This is a genomic window from Aquabacter sp. L1I39, from assembly GCF_017742835.1.
Taxonomy (GTDB): domain Bacteria; phylum Pseudomonadota; class Alphaproteobacteria; order Rhizobiales; family Xanthobacteraceae; genus L1I39.
The window spans coordinates 2,268,515-2,287,140 of record NZ_CP072392.1 but is presented as its reverse complement, the minus strand read 5'-3'; the positions used below and the strand labels follow the sequence as shown (position 1 = coordinate 2,287,140).

At 61.7% G+C, this 18,626-nt stretch carries 17 protein-coding genes; 11 read left to right on the top strand and 6 right to left on the bottom strand.

Annotation, left to right across the window (positions count from 1 at the left end; genetic code table 11):
* The first annotated feature begins 79 nt into the window (after positions 1 to 79).
* Genes J5J86_RS09980 through J5J86_RS09945 form a run of 8 tightly spaced genes read left to right on the top strand, consistent with a single transcriptional unit; the run spans position 80 to position 10,658 of the window.
* Positions 80 to 685, top strand: coding sequence for a restriction endonuclease subunit S (locus tag J5J86_RS09980; RefSeq protein WP_209104736.1), 606 nt, complete (start codon positions 80 to 82; stop codon positions 683 to 685).
* On the top strand, positions 682 to 2,199 hold the full coding sequence (locus J5J86_RS09975) for a type I restriction-modification system subunit M (protein WP_209104734.1): 1,518 nt from the start codon (positions 682 to 684) through the stop codon (positions 2,197 to 2,199). The genes J5J86_RS09980 and J5J86_RS09975 overlap by 4 nt, the downstream gene beginning before the upstream one ends.
* Positions 2,192 to 3,217 carry a virulence RhuM family protein gene (locus tag J5J86_RS09970; protein WP_209104732.1) on the top strand — a complete coding sequence of 342 codons (1,026 nt, stop codon included), beginning with the start codon at positions 2,192 to 2,194 and terminating at the stop codon, positions 3,215 to 3,217. The genes J5J86_RS09975 and J5J86_RS09970 overlap by 8 nt, the downstream gene beginning before the upstream one ends.
* Positions 3,210 to 4,445, top strand: a complete 1,236-nt coding sequence (locus J5J86_RS09965; protein ID WP_209104730.1) for a restriction endonuclease subunit S — start codon at positions 3,210 to 3,212, stop codon at positions 4,443 to 4,445. The genes J5J86_RS09970 and J5J86_RS09965 overlap by 8 nt, the downstream gene beginning before the upstream one ends.
* A complete protein-coding gene (locus tag J5J86_RS09960) occupies positions 4,445 to 5,872 on the top strand; it encodes a Shedu immune nuclease family protein (RefSeq protein ID WP_209104729.1) in 1,428 nt (475 codons plus the stop codon). The genes J5J86_RS09965 and J5J86_RS09960 overlap by 1 nt, the downstream gene beginning before the upstream one ends.
* Before the next feature lie 33 nt (positions 5,873 to 5,905).
* A complete protein-coding gene (locus J5J86_RS09955) occupies positions 5,906 to 6,733 on the top strand; it encodes an HAD family hydrolase (protein WP_247658294.1) in 828 nt (275 codons plus the stop codon).
* Complete coding sequence (locus J5J86_RS09950; protein ID WP_209104727.1) at positions 6,730 to 9,945, top strand: type I restriction endonuclease subunit R; 3,216 nt, start codon at positions 6,730 to 6,732, stop codon at positions 9,943 to 9,945. Before J5J86_RS09955 ends, J5J86_RS09950 begins: the two co-directional genes overlap by 4 nt.
* Positions 9,942 to 10,658, top strand: coding sequence for a M48 family metallopeptidase (locus J5J86_RS09945; RefSeq protein ID WP_209104726.1), 717 nt, complete (start codon positions 9,942 to 9,944; stop codon positions 10,656 to 10,658). Before J5J86_RS09950 ends, J5J86_RS09945 begins: the two co-directional genes overlap by 4 nt.
* Positions 10,659 to 10,725: 67 nt before the next feature.
* Here J5J86_RS09945 and J5J86_RS09940 read toward each other — a convergent pair whose 3' ends face one another.
* Both J5J86_RS09940 and J5J86_RS09935 read right to left on the bottom strand, forming a co-directional pair.
* On the bottom strand, positions 10,726 to 10,995 hold the full coding sequence (locus J5J86_RS09940; protein WP_209104725.1) for a conjugal transfer protein TraD: 270 nt from the start codon (positions 10,993 to 10,995) through the stop codon (positions 10,726 to 10,728).
* Position 10,996: 1 nt separating this feature from the next.
* Complete coding sequence (locus J5J86_RS09935; protein WP_209104724.1) at positions 10,997 to 11,323, bottom strand: conjugal transfer protein TraD; 327 nt, start codon at positions 11,321 to 11,323, stop codon at positions 10,997 to 10,999.
* A 29-nt stretch (positions 11,324 to 11,352) separates the two neighbouring features.
* On the opposite strand from J5J86_RS09935, the gene traA reads away from it, so the two are divergent.
* On the top strand, positions 11,353 to 13,815 hold the full coding sequence (gene traA, locus J5J86_RS09930) for a Ti-type conjugative transfer relaxase TraA (RefSeq protein WP_247658293.1): 2,463 nt from the start codon (positions 11,353 to 11,355) through the stop codon (positions 13,813 to 13,815).
* 129 nt (positions 13,816 to 13,944) lie between these two features.
* A complete protein-coding gene (locus tag J5J86_RS09925) occupies positions 13,945 to 14,145 on the top strand; it encodes a helix-turn-helix transcriptional regulator (RefSeq protein ID WP_133863626.1) in 201 nt (66 codons plus the stop codon).
* A 23-nt stretch (positions 14,146 to 14,168) separates the two neighbouring features.
* On the opposite strand, the gene J5J86_RS09920 is transcribed toward J5J86_RS09925, so the two are convergent.
* Both J5J86_RS09920 and J5J86_RS09915 read right to left on the bottom strand, forming a co-directional pair.
* The gene (locus J5J86_RS09920; protein WP_209104722.1) at positions 14,169 to 14,372 is read right to left on the bottom strand and encodes a hypothetical protein; all 204 of its coding nucleotides are present in this window, start codon (positions 14,370 to 14,372) and stop codon (positions 14,169 to 14,171) included.
* 269 nt (positions 14,373 to 14,641) lie between these two features.
* Complete coding sequence (locus J5J86_RS09915) at positions 14,642 to 15,826, bottom strand: restriction endonuclease (protein ID WP_209104720.1); 1,185 nt, start codon at positions 15,824 to 15,826, stop codon at positions 14,642 to 14,644.
* Between the two features lie 131 nt (positions 15,827 to 15,957).
* Here J5J86_RS09915 and J5J86_RS09910 point away from each other — a divergent pair, with 131 nt between their 5' ends.
* Positions 15,958 to 17,031 carry a hypothetical protein gene (locus tag J5J86_RS09910; RefSeq protein ID WP_209104718.1) on the top strand — a complete coding sequence of 358 codons (1,074 nt, stop codon included), beginning with the start codon at positions 15,958 to 15,960 and terminating at the stop codon, positions 17,029 to 17,031.
* A gap of 29 nt (positions 17,032 to 17,060) precedes the next feature.
* Here the strand turns inward: J5J86_RS09910 and J5J86_RS09905 are convergent, their stop codons facing one another.
* Together J5J86_RS09905 and J5J86_RS09900 are read right to left on the bottom strand one after the other, a co-directional pair.
* Positions 17,061 to 17,222: a hypothetical protein gene (locus J5J86_RS09905; protein WP_209104716.1), complete on the bottom strand. Its 162-nt coding sequence runs from the start codon at positions 17,220 to 17,222 to the stop codon at positions 17,061 to 17,063.
* The gene (locus J5J86_RS09900) at positions 17,209 to 18,558 is read right to left on the bottom strand and encodes a tyrosine-type recombinase/integrase (RefSeq protein WP_209104715.1); all 1,350 of its coding nucleotides are present in this window, start codon (positions 18,556 to 18,558) and stop codon (positions 17,209 to 17,211) included. The genes J5J86_RS09905 and J5J86_RS09900 overlap by 14 nt, the downstream gene beginning before the upstream one ends.
* Positions 18,559 to 18,626 lie beyond the last annotated feature (68 nt).

Here is an 18,626-nt window from a genome sequence, read left to right as displayed (position 1 = left end):
AACCCTACAGTGAATTCGCATTGACACGCGACGTTCGATCGTTGAAGGTTTCTGTAGAGAGTCCTACAGAGAATACCCAATGTTGCTCACGGATGTCTGCGCCATCCACACCGGCTACACCGCTCGCGGGAGATTGGAGCCGGCAGCTGTTGGGGGCGTGCTTGCAATCCAGTTGCGCGATATCTCCACAAACGGCCTCGTCGATCCGGCGGACCTCATTCGCGTCCAGCTGGAGGGCTTGGCGGACCGCTATTTCGTGCGCGCGGGCGATGTGCTGTTCCGTTCGAGGGGTGAGCGCAACACGGCCTCCGCCTTGGATGGGCGCCTGCGAGAGCCAGCACTTGCAGTGCTTCCTCTGATGGTGCTGCGTCCGAATCGCGAAGTCATAACGCCCGAATATCTAGCGTGGGCGATCAACCAGTACCCTGCACAGCGTCACTTCGACTTAGCCGCACGTGGCACGAACATCCGGATGATTCCCCGATCCAGTCTCGATGCCCTCGAACTCGACGTCCCTGACATCAAGACTCAAGAAGCGATCGTCGCACTCGATGCGCTGGCCGAACGGGAGCGGGAGCTGTCTCAGTTCGCCGCAGAGGCACGGCGAAAGATGATGGGCCTGGCCCTCGTTGAGCGAGCGAGCAGGCTGCGCACTCGGACGATAAAAGGAAGGTCGCCCCAATGAATGATCATCTTACCCAGCAACAGGTTAACCAGACGGTCTGGGCCGCGTGCGACACCTTCCGGGGCGTTGTCGATGCGGGACAGTACAAAGACTACATCCTCGTGATGCTGTTCCTGAAATATATCTCCGACCACTGGAACGACCACCTGGAAATCTATCGCAAGCAGTTTGGCGGGGATGATGCCCGGATCCGCCGGAGGCTGGAACGTGAGCGCTTCGTCCTTCCCGAAGGTGCCAGCTTCTACGATCTCTATGAAGCACGGAACGAACCCAATATCGGCGAGCTCATCAATATCGCGCTAGAGCGGATCGAGGATGCCAACCGCACCAAGCTCGAAGGCGTGTTCCGGAACATCGACTTCAACTCCGAGGCAAATCTCGGGCGGGTTAAGGATCGCAATCGCCGCCTCAAGAACGTGCTGGAGGATTTCGCAAAGCCAGCGCTCGACCTGCGCCCTTCTCGGGTGACAGAGGACATCATCGGCGAGTGCTACATTTATCTCATCTCGCGCTTCGCTTCCGACGCGGGCAAGAAGGCTGGCGAGTTCTACACGCCTTCCGCTGTCTCCCGCCTGCTCGCGAAGATGGCGGCTCCCAAGCCTGGTGATACGATCTGCGACCCGGCCTGCGGGTCCGGATCGCTGCTCATCCGGGTGGCCGAGGAGGTTGGGTCCGAGAACTTCGCTCTCTATGGCCAAGAAGTGAACGGTGCGACATGGGCGCTGGCACGGATGAACATGTTTCTCCATGCCAAGGATGCGGCGCGTATCGAGTGGTGCGACACGCTCAACAGCCCCGCACTGGTCGAGGGCGACCACCTGATGAAGTTCGACGTGGTGGTGGCCAACCCCCCGTTCAGCCTCGACAAGTGGGGCGCGGAGAGTGCGGACACCGACCAGTTCAAGCGTTACTGGCGCGGCATCCCGCCGAAGTCCAAGGGCGACTACGGCTTCATCACCCACATGATCGAGATCGCCAAGCGCCAGAGCGGCCGTGTGGCCGTCATCGTTCCGCATGGCGTGCTGTTCAGGGGTGGGGCCGAGGGGCGTATCCGTCAGGCGCTGATCGAGGAGAACCTGCTTGACGCAGTAGTCGGGCTGCCCGCCAACCTGTTCACGACCACCGGCATTCCGGTCGCCATTCTCGTCTTCGACCGCTCCCGCGAGCAGGGCGGCGTCAACGAGGACCGGCGCGACGTCCTGTTCATCGACGCCAGCAAGGAATTCACGCCGGGCAAGACCCAGAACGTGATGGACGAGGCGCATATCAACAAGGTGCTGGAGACCTATGCCACACGGGCGGAGGTCGAGAAATACTCGCACCGCGCCAGCCCGGAAGAGATCGCCGAGAACGACTTCAACCTCAACATCCCCCGCTACGTCGACACCTTCGAGCCGGAGGAGGAAATCGACGTGGCCGCCTTGCAGAAGCAGATCAACATCATCGAGGCCGAACTGGCCGAGGTGCGGGGCAAGATGGCCGGCTACCTGAAGGAGCTTGGCGTCGATGTCTGAAGGAGAACTGATCCTTTACAGCACCGAGGATGGCGCCGCCACCATCGGCCTGCGGGCCGTGGACGGGACCGTATGGTTGAGCCAGCGGGAGATCGCGGAGCTGTTCGACAAGGACGTGCGCACCGTCAACGAGCACATCAAGAACGTCTTTTCCGAAGGCGAATGCGATCCGGGGGCAACTATCCGGAAATTCCGGATAGTTCAAACCGAGGGCTCGAGGAAGGTGGAACGCGAGGTCGACAGCTACAACCTCGACGTCATCCTGTCGGTCGGCTACCGGGTCCGCTCGGCGCGCGGCACCCAGTTCCGCCGCTGGGCCACCACCGTCCTACGCGAATACCTGGTCAAGGGATTCGCCATGGATGATGCCCGGCTGAAGCAGGCCGAGCAATGGGACTATTTTGACGAGTGGCTTGCTCGCATCCGGGACATCCGCGCCTCGGAGAAGCGCTTCTACCAGAAAGTGCGCGACCTCTACACGACCGCCATCGACTACGACAAGACGTCCGAACAGGCCCAAGCCTTCTTCAAGAAGGTTCAGAACAAGATGCTCTGGGCGGTCACGGGCAAGACGGCCGCCGAGCTGATCGAGAACCGCAGCGATCCAAGCGCCACCAACATGGGCTTGACCAGCTGGAAGGGCTCAGTCGTGCGCAAGGGCGATGTCGGCACCGCCAAGAACTACCTTAAGGCCGAGGAGGTCGACGAACTCAACCGGATCGTCGTGATGTATCTCGACTACGCCGAGGACCAGGCGAGGCGCCGCCGCCCGGTCGCCATGGCCGAATGGGCCGACAAGCTTGACGCCTTCCTGTCCTTCAACGATCGCGACGTGCTGACCCATGCAGGGCGGCTGCGCATGGACGTGGCGCAGAAGCTGGCCGCCGAGCGGTTCGAGGTGTTCGACGCCAATCGTCGTGCTGCCGAGGCACTGGCGGCGGATGAGGCCGATATCGCCCAGTTGGAGGAAATGGAGAAGGCCGCCCAGGGCCGAAATAAAGGGGGCGGTAATGCGTGACCAAGCAAAACAAGCGAGCCAAATCACAAGAAGCGAGGCCACTGTGCGAGGTCTAGATCGCATTGGCGTAACCACGGTTCCCGTTGGATGGATTCTTTCCTCTGTAGGAAAGGCTTGCACGATCCGCAACGAACTGCGCTTGCCTCTGTCGCTTGATACCAGATCAGCCATGCAGGGCACGTATCCGTACTATGGACCCACCGGTATCCTAGATCATCTGGATGCATTCCGTGCCGAAGGCGAGTTCGCACTCATTGGCGAGGATGGCGATCATTTCCTCGATGCTGAGAAAAAGAGCCAGACGGTGAGGGTTTCTGGGCGGTTCAACGTCAATAACCATGCCCATTTGATTGCAAACGGAAGCACTTGCTCGGTTGACTGGTTCTTTCACTTTTTTCGTCACCGCGACATATCTCATTCGCTCACCCGTCAAGGCGCAGGGCGATACAAACTTACGAAACGGGCGCTCGAAGATCTTCCGGTTTTGCTTCCTCCACTCCCCGAGCAGCGCAAGATCGCCGAAATCCTGCGGACATGGGACGAGGCCATCGACAAGCTGGAGGCGCTGCGGGCGGCGAAGCTGCGGCGGCTCGAAGCTTTACGTGATGCCCTGCTTTTCAAGGGCTTGAGAGTAGGCGAGGTGCGCCGGAATCGGCCAATGCGCCGGATCGGAGAAGTCACACGCGAGCTGACTGCCCGCAACGGTGATGGGGTACTAGGACGAAACCTCGTGATGGGGGTGACCAACTCACGTGGCATCGTGCCGATGCGCGAGCAGACAGTCGGCGCTGACATTGATCGGTACAAGAAACTACCGCCCCGTGCTTTCGCCTACAATCCCATGCGCATCAACGTTGGCTCCATCTCCATGAATACGAGCAACCGGACGGTGCTCGTCAGTCCAGATTATGTGGTTTTCGCCTGTGAAGAAGATAGCATGGAGCCTGACTATCTCGACCATCTACGCCAAACGCGCTGGTGGCTCTACCAAATCAATAGCGGCGGATCGGGGAGCGTTCGGCAGCGCACCTATTACGACGATTTGGCCGCTCTTCATCTACCATTACCTGACCTTGGCGAGCAGCGAGACATTGTAAAGATCCTGAACACGGCGAAGGCCGATGTAGCTGTGTCAGCCGAGCTCGGCGAAGCCCTCACCCGACAGAAACGCGGCCTGATGCAGAAGCTTCTGACAGGTGAATGGCGCGTCAACGTGGAGACCCACTGATGGCGCTCGGCTTCCGGCAGCATGACCCCGAGCGTGACGGTACCCTTGAGGTCGAGGAGGTTCATCCGAACTTCGTCGAGGTCTATTTCGTACCGCCGGAACACAGTCTCAGCGCGGCCAATATAAACCCAAGGAATGTGAAAAAATACCGGACCAAGCTCCTAGACATCAACGGCCAGCACAGATTTCTGACGATCTATCCGATCAACACTTTCGGCGACAAATCCGACTTCCTGAGGCCCAAATATGGTCAGGTCGAGCGGATCACGCTCGATCGCACGGACATCATCTTTCCGAGGTTCGATGGGGCCGTGCCAACGGAACCCGAAGGTGTGCTCGATGTCCTGGAAAAGCTGCCCTCGGCCTTCACCAAGGACTACGCCTACGGCCTCGGCCTCGCGAAACCGTATCGGTTCATTATCGATGCTGTGGAAGACCTGTCGGCTTGCAGCGAGATCGTCATCACAAGCGATCAACTCACAGGACCAGACGCGAAGGACACCCAAATTTTCTATATCTCGAAGAAAGACTTCGAGCAGGCGAGGCGGACCATGAACAGCATCGATAGCCTCGCTCAGACCGCTGCGCGCGCCGTCAAGGAGACAACGGCGTACAATATTTTCGCTGAGAGGCTTGGCGTGCCGAAGCTTGAGCCGAAGGCAGGCCGGCACCCCTATCGAAAGCTCTTCACCGCGGTGGCGCAGGGCAAGGAAGAACTTTCCGAGGAGGACCAAAACGCTGTTATTGGCGCCCTGAGCAGCCATGCTGCGAGCATCGCCGAAGAGCAGCCGGAGAAACTGGCAAAGCTGCGTGGAGACATTGAGCTTGTAACGCTCGAATCTTTGATCAAAAGATACGAGGAGATGCTCGGTGGGAATCTCGCTGAGGGACGTTGGCAGGAGTTTTTCAACGAGAATCCCTTCATCTTGAACATGGCCTTCGGCTATCCCGTCATCAAAGTGCGCGATCAAGCCTCAGTTGGCGGGCGGAAGCTCTCGGGCAACGGGGAGAAGATCACCGATTTTCTGGTCAAGAACAGCCTGACAAACAACACGGCGATCTTCGAGATTAAGACACCGCAGACAGCGATCCTCAACAAGACGCCTTTTCGCGATGGTGTTTTCACGCCGTCGACCGATCTGTCGGGGTCGATCAATCAGGCACTGGATCAGAAGTACCAGTTTCAGAAGCAGATTGCCCAGATCAAGGACAACACCCGGCTGTATGATATCGAGTCCTATGCCGTGCACTGCTGCCTTGTCATTGGTAGGGCGCCAGATGATGACGACCGAAAAAAGTCCTTCGAGCTATTTCGGCGTAATTCCAAAGACGTGGAAATCGTGACTTTCGATGAGCTGCTCGAAAAACTGAGGCAATTGAGTGCGTTTCTGCGTGTTGCAGATGACTCGAATAAGTCCAAGGACTGAAAGGCGATCCCCATGGCTAGAAAACACATCGAGATGGCGATCGCCTACGACTTCGATGGCACGCTGGCTGACGGCAACATGCAGGAACATCAGTTCCTGCCCGACATCGGCATGAAACCGGCTGCGTTTTGGGCCGAGGTCAAGCGTCTGACGAAGGAGCATCAGGCCGATGAAGTGCTCGTCTACATGAACCTGATGCTGCGCAAGGCCGCGGCCGCCGGCGTTCCGGTCAGGCGCGACGACTTTAAGGCGCGGGGTAAGGCGATCCAGTTGTTCGAGGGGGTCGAAGACTGGTTCGACCGCATCAGCGGTTACGGCAGAGCGCAGGGCGTCCGCATCACTCACTATCTCATCTCGTCAGGGAATGCCGAGATTTTCGCCGGAACGCCGATCGCCTCGAAGTTCGCGCAGGTTTATGCGTCGAAATTTATGTTTGACGAAAACGGCGTGGCCGCGTGGCCGGCGCTTGCCGTCAACTACACGACAAAGACGCAGTACCTGTTCCGCATCAACAAGGGCGCCTTCGACCTCAGCGACAACAGCAAGGTCAACCAGTTCGTCGAGAAGCGTGACAGACCCGTGCCCTTTGAGAACATGGTGTTCATCGGCGACGGCTCGACTGACATTCCGTGTTTTCGACTCGTGAAGGAACAGGGCGGCCTTTCGGTCGCCGTGTTCAAGCCCCACACCAAGGGCGCGCGGGGCAAGGCCGACAACTACATCAAGGATGGCCGAGTGCACTGCGCCGTGCCCGCAGTCTACACGGACGGCAGTGAACTTGATCGCGTCATCAAGGCGAACATCAACGCCGTCGCGACACGCGCGGCGCTGTCCGGGCTGCTTGCTGAGGGCCCGCAATGACCTTCGATGCCGCCGAGAAGCACCAGTCCCAGATCCCCGCGCTGCAGCTCTTGGTGGCGCTGGGGTTCACGCCGCTTTCCCAAGCGGAAGCTGTGCGCCTCCGCGCCGGTCGTCTGCGCAACGTGGTGCTCGATGACATCCTTGCGGACCAACTCCTGCAGATCAACAGCTTCAGCTACCGCGGCCGGGAGTATCCCTTCGACCTTGAGGATGCGCATGAGGCCATCCGGCGGCTGAAGCCCACGCCTGACCGGCAGAAGGGCCTGCGCGGTACCAACCAGGACATTTACGACACCCTCGTCCTTGGCACGACCATCACCAAGACGATCCAGGGGGACTCGAAGTCCTATTCGTTCCGCTACGTCGATTGGGAAACCCCATCTAACAACGTCTTTCATGTGACGGCCGAAGTTTCTGTCGAGCGGACGGCCAGCACGCAGACCAAGCGGTGTGATATCGTCGCCTATGTGAACGGCGTCCCGTTGCTCGTGATCGAGAACAAGCGGCCGACCGAAAGCCTGAAAAAGGCCGGTAGCCAGCTGATTGGCTATCAGAACGAGGACAACATCCCGCAGCTGTTCCACTTCGCGCAGCTTCTCATGGTGATGAACCGTGTCGAGACGCGCTACGCAACCGTGGGCACGCCGCGGCAGTTCTGGCAGACGTGGCGGGACGAGGAAGACCGCGAAGAGATCATTGTTCCGCTGGCCAATCGACCACTTACGGCGGCGGAGGCGGACGCTGTCTTCTCGGGCGACTTCGCCTTTGCCCGTGCCCATTTTGAAGCTCTGGCGGCCGAGGGTGCGCGCGCGATCACCGCGCAGGACCGCACAATCCATGCGATGTGCCGGCCGGAACGCCTGCTGGACCTGATCCGTCGTTTCACGGTTTTCGATGGCGGCGCACGCAAGGTCGCGCGCCACCAGCAGTTCTTCGGGATCCGCAAGGCTGTCGAACGCGTCCGCCAGTTCAATCTGGATGGCCGCCGCAAGGGTGGCGTGATCTGGCACACCCAAGGGTCGGGCAAGTCGCTGACCATGGTGATGCTGGGGCGCTCTCTCGCGCTCGACAAAGCCATCCCCAATCCACGCATCCTGATCGTCACTGACCGCGACGATCTCGACAAGCAGATCAAGGATACGTTCAAGTCCTGCGAACTGGAACCCGCGCGTGCTACCAGCGGCGCTCATCTGATCGAGCTGATCCGAAACCGGACCCCCCTCGTGACGACCATCATCAACAAGTTCGATACGGCCGCCAAAGCTGCCGAGGACGTCGACGAGGATGCCAACGTGTTCGTGCTAGTCGACGAGAGCCATCGCTCGCAAACCGGCCGGCATGGGGGGCACAGCCAATTCGCCACGCGAATGCGCCGGCTGCTACCGAAGGCCTGCTATCTGGGCTTCACCGGAACGCCGCTCCTGAAGAAGGAGAAAAATACCCTCTCGACCTTCGGAGGCCTCATCCACAAATACGCGATCGACGAAGCCGTTGCTGACGGAGCTGTTGTGCCGCTCCTCTATGAGGGACGGCTTGTCGAGCAGCAGGTCAATGGCGGCGTGATCGACAAGTGGTTCGACAAGATCAGCGAGGGCTTGACCCCCAGCCAGAAGGCCGACCTCAAGCGCAAGTTTTCCCGCATGGACGCGCTCTCAAAGACGGGCCAGGCGATCCGGGCGAAGGCTTTCGATGTCTCGGAGCACTTCCGCCAGCACTGGCAAGGCACGGGATTCAAGGCGCAGCTTGTGGCGCCGTCCAAGGCAGCGGCCGTCCGCTTCAAGGAGGTGCTCGACGAGATTGGGCACGTCACCAGCGAAATCGTCATCTCGCCGCCCGATGATAACGAGGGCAACGAGGAGGTCGACAAGGAAACGAAGGACCTCGTGCGCGGGTTCTGGGCGCGGATGATGGCCCGGTACAAGACCGAGGACGAATACACCCGCCAGATCATCGATGCATTCAAGGGATCTGGCGATCCGGAGATACTCATCGTCGTGTCGAAGTTGCTGACGGGGTTCGATGCCCCGCGCAATACCGTGCTCTATGTGTGCAAGTCGCTGCGCGAACATAACCTGCTTCAGGCGATCGCCCGTGTGAACCGGCTCTACGAAGAAGGCGCGACCGAGAAACAGTTCGGCTTCATCATCGACTACGAGGGGCTGCTCGGAGAACTTGACACGGCGCTGACGACCTACAGCGCCTTCGAGGGCTTCGACGCCGCCGATCTCGCCGGCACGGTCCACGATGTGCGCGAGGAAATCCGGAAGCTGCCTCAGCTGCACGATCAGCTCTGGGACCTGTTCAAGTCGGTCAAGAACAAGAAGGACATGGAGCAGTTCGAACAGTTCCTGGCCGATGAGGCGGTCCGGCAGGAGTTCTATGAACGACTGAAGGCGTTCAGCCGCTGCCTCCATATCTCGCTGTCGTCGGACAAGCTCTTCGACGTCTTCGAAGAGGCGAAGATCGACGCCATGAAGAAGGACTGGAAGCAGTTCTCCGAGCTACGGCGCTCGGTCCAGCTGCGCTACCAGGAGACCGTCGACGTCAAGGAGTTCGAGCCGAAGATCCAGAAGCTGCTCGACGACCATGTGGTTGCCATGCCGGCCGAGACGATCATCGAGATGGTCAACATCAACGACCCGGACGCGCTGAAAGCGGTGGTGGAGGAGACGAGCGTCTCCGAGGCGTCGAGGGCGGACCGGATCGCCAGCGCGACGCGCCGGACCATCACCGAAAAGATGGACGAGGACCCGACCTTCTACCGCAGCTTCTCGGAATTGCTGGAGGAAGCCATCCGCGACTATCGGGCCAAACGGATTTCTGAGCGCGATTACCTCAAGAACGTGGTCGATCTGGCCAGCAAGGTTGCCCGCAAGGATCGGGGGCGCGAGGTGCCGGATGCGATTAAGGGTAACGACGATGGGCAGGCGTTCTTCGGGGTCCTTGAAGGCGTGCTCGCGATCGACGGCGGTAAACCGATCGCGGCAGATGAGGTTGCCACCATTGCGCTCACGATCATCGGCATCATCAAGTCACATCACATCGTCGACGTCTGGTCCAACGACATCGCTCAGAACAAGATGCGCAACGCCATCGACGATTATTTCTTTGATGTCCTTCGCGATGAGCGAGGAATCGAACTGACGCTTGAGGTGATGGACGATCTTGAACTCAAGATCATGGACTTGGCCCGAGCGCGTTTTCCTGGATGAAGGCGGTGCGACACAGCGTCAAATATGGTGAACACAGCATCGACTTCTTGATCGTGCGTCGGGACCGGACGACGCTGGAAATCGCCGTAGAACCCGATGCCTCTGTTGTGGTGGCTGCTCCACAGGATGCTCTACTGGCAGCTATCGAGGAGAAAGTGCGGAAGCGCGCCGCGTGGATCCGGCGCCAGCAGAGATACTTCATCCAATTTCTTCCACGCACCCCAGATCGCCAATATGTGGCTGGCGAGACCCATCTCTACCTCGGACGCCAGTATCGGTTGAAGGTAGTGCCGCACGTTCAAGCGACGGTGAAGCTCGTTCGTGGCTTCATCGTGGTCCAAACGCATAGGCCCGAGAGGACGGAGGTCACGCGTGAGCTTATGGAGGTTTGGTATCGAGAGCGGGCGCATGCGAAATTTGGTGAACGCCTTGAAGTCAATCTTCTGCGCTTTCCGGCGCCTGAGGACTTTCGGCCAAGAGGGTTGATTGTCCGCCAGTTGCGGCAGCGATGGGGTTCGATGTCACCTAGATGTCGTTTATTACTCAATCGACGACTAATCCAGGCTCCGCTGCATGCTATCGATTACGTCATTACTCACGAACTGTGCCACATCGCCGTGCCGCATCACGGGCCGGAATTCTTCGAGCTATTGAGTCGCGTGTTACCCGATTGGCGTGAGCGCAAGCAAAAGCTCGAGGCTCTCATGGCCTGAACATCACTTCGAGAGGGACACAGATAGACAGAATTGCAGAGGACGGGTGGAACCGCGGTGCCGGTCATCAGTCATGCTCCACGGTGCCAGTCCGGAGCGGGGCGAGAATTTCGCCGTGACGTTCAGCCTCGAACGCCTCATTTCCCTTCGCAGCCCACAGCGCCAGCGCCTTGTCGCGCTCATCGCTTTGGAGCTTTTCGGCCATCCAGAGCAGCGCGCCGTAGATCATGGCTCGATCATCGGCGGTCAGGTCCACGATCCCGGCCTTAACCACGAGGCCGCCGAGTTCGATCAGATGCCGCGTCCGCCTGCGACGCTCGACCTGCCAGGTGCGCATATCATTCCGTGCTTGCGCTCCCTGATGCCGGTTGCGCGCCGCCCGGTTGCGGTTGAGTGCCACCAACGTCGCGGTCAGACGCTGGTGCAGTTCGGCGTGTCCGCCCCTGAAAGAACGCGGCCCCGCGCTTGGCCCATGCCTCCCTCTTTCCGGCGTCCTTGGTTTCGGCCAGCACGATCAGCGCGCCCGCCAGTTCGTCGGCGCTCAGCGCGTCGGCTCCTGTCGAGATGACCAACTCGCCGAGTTGCTGCACTTTGCGAGCTTTCAGATCTCGCGCCCTGTCCTCCAGCGCCTTCAGCTCCGTATCGAAGTCCCGTGGCTTGCGCATCGTCGTCTCCATAAGCTGTCGATGGAGGGATGATAGTTGAGTGCCTACCGAAATGCTGTAAGGGTGAGCGCCTCGCGGAGCTCGATATCGACGCGCGCATCGATCATCGCAGCCTGGAAGCACAGGGCATCGCGCTGGAGCCGCAGAGCCAGATCGGCGCGCCCGCGCAACGCATCGAAAGAGAGGGGATCGAGTCCGCCGATCGGGCAGAGCTGCACCGCGAGATCGCGCGCGGCAATGGTGCGCGGATCATCGCTGATCCGTCGCTGGCACTGGATGCCATCACCCATCAGCAATCGACGTTCACCCGGCGCGATTTGGCGCGCTTCGCGCACCGTCACAGCGACGGCATCGAGCAGTTCAATGAGGTAATGGCCGCGATGGGTCGCGCGCCCGATCTCGTCGAGCTCGGCAAGGACGGACGCGGCGAAGACCGCTTCACCACCGGCCGGATGATCGAGGTCGAGCAGCGTCTGCACAGGGCTGCCGGGCTCATGGCGGAACGCGAGCGCCATGTCGTAAAGGATATAGAGAGGGAGGCGGCTCTTCAGCGTGCTGAGCAGCGTGGCCTTGTTCTCTCGAGCGAGCAGTCTGATGCGCTGGCACACATCACAGGCACGCGCGATCTCGGCATAGTCGTCGGTTATGCCGGGACGGGGAAGAGCGCCATGCTGGGTGTCGCGCGTGAGGCCTGGGAGGCGGCGGGCCTGGAGGTTCGCGGCGTCGCGCTGTCCGGTATCGCGGCGGAGAATCTGGAGAGCGGATCGGGCATCGCATCCCGCACCATCGCCAGTCTGGAACATGGCTGGGGGCAGGGCCGGGATCTGCTCACCTCACGCGATGTTCTGGTGATCGACGAGGCCGGCATGATCGGCACGCGCCAGTTGGAGCTCTTGCTCTCCCATGCCGCGGATGCCGGCGCCAAGGTCGTGCTGGTCGGCGATCCGCAGCAGTTGCAATCGATCGAGGCGGGCGCCGCCTTCCGCTCGCTGGTTGAGCGCCATGGCGGCGCGGAAATCAGCGAGGTACGCCGCCAAAGGGAGGATTGGCAGCGCGACGCCACGCGCGACTTGGCGACTGGCAAGATCGACGAGGCCATCCAGGCCTATGAGAGGAATGGCATGGTCCATGCCGCTCATACGCGGGAGCAGGCGCGGGGCGAGCTTATCGAGCGTTGGGACCGCGACCGGCAGGCTACCCCTGACCGCAGCCGCATCATCCTCACCCATACCAATGACGAGGTACGCACCCTCAACCGGGCCGCCCGCGCGCGGATGCGGGAGGCCGGCGATCTCGGCGAGGAGGTGCGCGTAACCGTCGAGCGCGGCGCGCGTTCCTTCGCCCGCGGCGACCGTGTGATGTTCCTACAGAACGAGCGCGGGCTCGGGGTGAAGAACGGCACGCTCGGCACCCTCGAAGAGGTCAGCGCGCAGTCGATGTCCGTGCGTATTGATGATGGCCGATCCGTCGCCTTCGACTTGAAGGACTACGACCGCATCGACCATGGCTATGCCGCCACCATCCACAAGGCGCAGGGCATGACCGTGGACCGCACCCATGTGCTGGCCACGCCCGGCCTGGATGCCCATTCCAGCTATGTTGCGCTGTCGCGCCATCGTGACGGCATGGAGCTGCACTATGGCCGCGACGACTTCGCGGATGGCGACCGGCTGGTGCGCACCCTGTCGCGTGAACGGGCCAAGGACATGGCGTCGGACTATCCGCGCTCCGATCCGGCGCAGGACTATGCCGAGCGCCGCAGCATCACCTTCCGCCAGCGTGTCGTCGAGATCGTGCGCAAGGTCCCGGAAAAGCTGCGAGACCTCGTCGACACGCTCAGGCCGTCCGTAGAAATTGCACAGGAAGCACCAGCCCTGCGCGAGGAGCCAGGAAACAGAGTCAGGCCTATCGCCCAGGAGCCTCCCGAAGATCCGGAGGCGGTGCTGCGGCAAGCGCGAACCCGCGCGCTCGTCCGGCATGCCCGCGCGTGGGACGCGATCCTCTCTACGGCCGACGGGACCGGCCAGGGGACGCCCGAGCAGATTCGCGAGCTCTCTGACGCCCGCAAGGCCTTCGAGGAGCTACGTCCTCATGGCTGGCGGGACGCGGAAGCGGCCTATGAGAAGAACCCGGAGTTGGTGCACGAGGCGACCGGCGGCAAGCTCAATCGCACCATTCGCGCCCTCCAGCTTGAAACGGAAATCCGCACCGATCCGGAGCGCCGCGCCGGTCAATTTGTCGAGCGCTGGAAGAAGCTCGACCAGCAGCGTCACCGCCAGTACAGCGACGGCGATTACTCCGGCTACAAGGCCACCCGCGTCCAGATGAGCGACATGGCGCGGAGCCTGGAGCGCGACCCGCAACTCGAATCCTTGCTCGCAGCTCGCAGGAAGGAACTCGGCATCAGCCTCGACACAGGCCGCAGTCTTGGTCGCGAACTGGCCCACAGCCACGGCATCGACTTCGACCGCAGCCGTGGTCTTGGACTCTAGACCCATCCGATGTGCCGCCGCCGATCCGCCAGAAAACACCGGCGCGGTTCATCCTCTTGCCCGTCGGCGGCTCCATGCCTTGTCTTGGTCAGGCGCCATCAGGCGCTCCCAGCAGGAGGCAGCAGCGCCATGCAGACACCAGAGCGTATCATCCGCCTCAAGACCGTCCTTACCCGCACCGGCCTATCCCGTTCCACCATCTACCGCAAGATCGCCGAGGGCACTTTCCCTGCCCAACTGAAGATCAGCACAAACGGTGCCGGCTGGCGGGAATCCGACATCAACCGATGGGTTGCTGATCCGCCCCGATGGCGGGCCACCAATGACTGACAGAATGGACGAGGGAGCATCACTCAGAGGTCATCATCCAATTCGTCATCGTGAACCTCGGCGGCGCGCTGTTTTGCGTCGGCGATCAGATCCTTGGCGGATCGCCCGTCTATCCAGGCGTGGAGCATGTCAGCCCAGCACTGGAGCATGATCTTCCGCTCGGCGAGATAGCGGTTCACGTTGTAGACGGCGGCGATCCGGTTCCGGGGCGCGTGGGCCAAGCTCATCTCGATCCTGCGACATCGCGCTTGGCGCGGTTTAGGCCGGTCGAGAATGTGCGGCGCAGTTCGTGAACACCAAAGGCCTGAAAATCAGGACAGTCTCGCGGATGCGCTCCACATGTCGATCACGCGGTTGACGGTGGCAATGCTGAGGCACTCGCGCGCCGTAAGGCCTTCCTCGATCCCCAAAAGCCGTCGAGGCTGCCCTGCTGAGGGCCATACGTCCGGCCGACGAGCCAGCGCTGTCGCCGGGTCAGCAGCCCCACGCCGACCAACTAGGCGCCCCGGCGCAGCCCGAATTCCGCGATCAACGCCGGTCGGCTCGACAGCAGCCGTTCGAGGTGGCTCTCCGGCCACATCTCGATCCGGGGTGGTGCTCCCGCCGCGTTGAAGTTCTCGATCCATCCGACCGCGTCTGCGGTGAACCGACCGCTCGTCGCCACGACGAGGACGTCAATGCGCGGGGCGTTCCAGAGCGCCATCTGATCCTTGGCAGCGGCGACCTCGGGGAAGTTCACGCTGCGCGACAGCCAATGCTTGCACTGGATCACCACCCGCGACCGGAAGGTGCCGGACAGCTCGTCCTGCGAAACCCGGGTCACCGATAAGTCGCGCCCGCGATCGGGCGCACGCGTCTTCATCAACCACTCCGGATTCTCGTAACCCGGCGCGTCGCTAATGAGACTGAAGATCAGGCGCTCGAACGCCTCATCGTCGAGAGCCGACCAGGCGAGAGCGGTCGTCACCGGGCCCGACGGACGTGCGGCCACCAAGCTCCCGAGATCGGCGACGGCTACCGGCAGCGGATCGTTGATGCCATAGAGTCCCTTGCGCAGCCCGTCCTTGACGGTCGGCCAGTCGAACTCCTCGATGTCATGCAGATCGCCGGTTTCGCCGAACCGCATGTGCCGCATCATGTCGGACCAGCGATCTGGCTTCTTCACGCTCGATCCGAGCAACACCTCGATCTGCTTGATGTGCTCGCGTAGCGGCGACCACAGTTCGGAATCGAGCTTGCGGTTCGCCGCGTCTCCATCCTCACCGACCGCGGCGCGAATCTGACGGAGATCAGCGTCGATCTGATCGATCAGACCAACCAGCGTGTCGCGGATCAGGGCGCGTCGGGTATTGTTGAGCCGGAATCGATATTCACGCAGCTCTCGACCCGGTTCCTCGACCCACCGCTCCACTGCGACATGCGCGCCGGGCTCCGCCACCTCCATGGCGTCGAAGCGATTCTGGGCGATGTCATCCAGGTCAGGCGGCTGGCTCGTCGGCCTCCACCCGTGGATCGCAGGCAGTGCGCCGAGCAACTGGCCGTAGGCACGGGAGCGATCCTCATATTCGGGGTCGCTCCCGAACGCCACGCCGCCCGGCATGAGGGTCGACAGTTCTTCCCAGAGCCGCTCGAGCTTGACCAGGTTCCCCTCTGCCGCCTCGAATTGTTCGAGCGCGGCCATGAGCGGACTTTGAGGATTCGCGGGATCGGGCATGCGGCTCTACGATAAGGGAAAAGGCTACTCTACGGCCCGCCCCGGGACACGCAAGCTCTGGCTGTCCTGGCGGAGCGCAGGCGAAGAACGGAACGACCATGACCAATACGCCGGCCCCTCGATCGGCTCCCTCGACTGGATCAGCGCCGCCAGCCTTGCTCTTCCTCACACCGCACGGCGTTCCACGACAGGATCGGCCCGCAACCGGCGAGGTTGCCTATGTGCGAGATCCCCAAGGCGCGTGGCGGCCCTGGCACGGCGATCTGCTCTATGAGATCGAGGACGAATGCGTCCGTTTGCACGACGCGTTCGCTTCGGCACTGTTCGGAGACATCCGGCGCTATCACGAGCTCCTGCCCGCGATCCCGCAATTCATTCCGGAAGCCGGCCTCAACTCCGAGTCCTCTCTGTCGCGTGAGAGTTTCGAGAAGTTCGTCGGCGCCCTGCGGGACATGCCGTTCCTCAACGAGCTCCTCTATCTCTACGACTGCCGCAAGCTGGTTTCCGGCATCCAGGAATGCACCAAGGAGGTCACGTTCCTGGTCGGCGAGTTCTACAGGACGCTGAACCTCGACGACCTCTTCCTTCCGTCGGTCCAAGAGCCAGATGGCGTGCGCTGGATGACGTCCCCGGTCGTGACGAGCCTCACCGCCACCCTCAACGTCATCTACATCCGCCTGCACAGCCTGCTCGACTACACGACAAAGCTTGTCCACGAGATCGAGCACCTGCGCGCGGACTTCACGTCCTATCCGAAGCTCTCGTCGTCGAGCATTCAGTTCGGTGACCGCCGTCGGACCGGCTGGGGCGAAGCTTCCGGGACCTTGTTCGAGCCGGGCGAGCCGATCACCGAGATCGAACTCGTTAGGAATCTCGTGATCCACGACGGACTGCTCGACGACATGCCGAAGGCCTACAAGGTCGTCCAACACGGGCAAGCGCTCGAGAAGTTCGTGCTCATGCCCGACCGAACCGGCGGGCGGCTCGATCGGTACAAGAACCGCACGCTGTTCTACAGCCGCGAGGACAAGATCAATCTGCGGCTCCCCAATCTCGTCGCCGCCTTCCAGGCCAAGCAGCTTGTCACGTTGCAACGCGCGCTGGCCCGGCTGGTCGAGGTCGGCAATGAACGCCACAAGCCCGCGGCGGCCGAACCGCCGCAGGGCCCCTAGTGTGCCGCTGCCGACCGCGGCGCTCCGCGTCAGGCTCCGTGCTCGGCGATACCCGAAGCCATCGCGTCGACCGCCATCACGAACATCGCCGGTGGGGCCACAGCCCCTTTTAGCGTCTCCGGCCATTCCGGGTGCGCGTTCGCCCAGTACATGACCTTGGACGGGACCGGATCTCTTTCAGAGATCATCATCTAATGCGTCGTCATGGACCTCGGCGGCGCGCTGTTTTGCTTGGGTGATCAAATCTTTAGCGGATTCACCTCGCATCCAGGCGTCGAGCATGTCAGCCCAGCACTGGAGCATGATCCTCCGCTCGGCGAGATAGCGGTTCACGTTGTAGACGGCGGCGATCCGGTTCCGGGGCGCGTGGGCCAAGCTCATCTCGATCCAGCGATCATCGAACTTGGCGCGGTTCAGGCCGGTCGAGAATGTGCGACGGAGATCGTGAACCCCGAAGCTCTGAAAATCAGGGTCAGTCTCGCGAATGCGCTCCACCACCGTGTCGATCACGCGGTTGAGGGTGGCATTGCTGATCGGCGTATCGCTGTCGTATCGGCCGGGGTGCAGATATCGGCTGGTGCCGAACATGGTGCGGAACACCGTGAGAATGTCGAGAGCCTGATCGCTCAGTGGGACCACATGCGCCTTGCCGGCCTTCATGCGCTCGGCCGGGATCGTCCAGCGGGCGGCGGCGAAGTCGATTTCCTTCCAGGTGGCGTCGATGAACTCGGACTTCCGGACGCCGGTCAGCAGGACAAACTTCACCGCCAAGCGTAGCGTGGGCGCGGCCGACACATGATCCAAGGACGCCAGGACCGCGCGGACCTCGGAGGGCGAAAGGGCGCGCTCGCGCGGCTCAAAGGTGGCGATGGCGCTGGTGCGGATCGACTCTGCCGGATTGCTCACGTCCAGCCCGCTTCCCTGAGCATGGCGGAACACCAGCAACACGACCTCGCGGACATGCACGGCGACGGCCGGCCCGCGCTTCTCCTTGACCTCATCGCACAGATGTTTGAGGCGTTGCGGCGTCACTTCCCCGAGCTTGAGCTTCGACAACTCTCCCGCAATGGCGCGATCATAGACGGACCGGCGCATGGCCAGAGTGCTGTCGGCCAGTCTCTCAGCTCCCGACTTGGGATCGGCCTTGTGCTTGAAATAGGCCTCCGCCCACCCGCCGAACGTCAAAGCCTCGGCTGACGCGGTGCGCTTCTCTACCTTGGCTTTCGACGGCGACTCGCCCCGTTCGACCTGACGCCGAGCGCGCGCCAGCAGGGATCTTGCCTCCGCAAGCGACACCTCCATGCCGTATTCCAGCGCGTCGGGCGCCCGTGTCAGCTTACGCGCCGCCTCGACGCTATATCGGCCGATGGTCAAGACCTCCTGCCGCCCGTTCACCCGGTACTGATAGCGGAACGAGACGACCCCGGTCGGGGTGACGGCCGCATACATCCCGTCGCGGTCCGTCACCTTATAGAGCTTGGCCCTCGGCTTGAGATTTTTCAGTTCTTTATCAGTGAGTTCGCTCATAGATCCGCATCCGGTCGGGGGGGCGAACGGATACCATCAACAGGCGCTGTTGGTACCGGAAGCCCGTT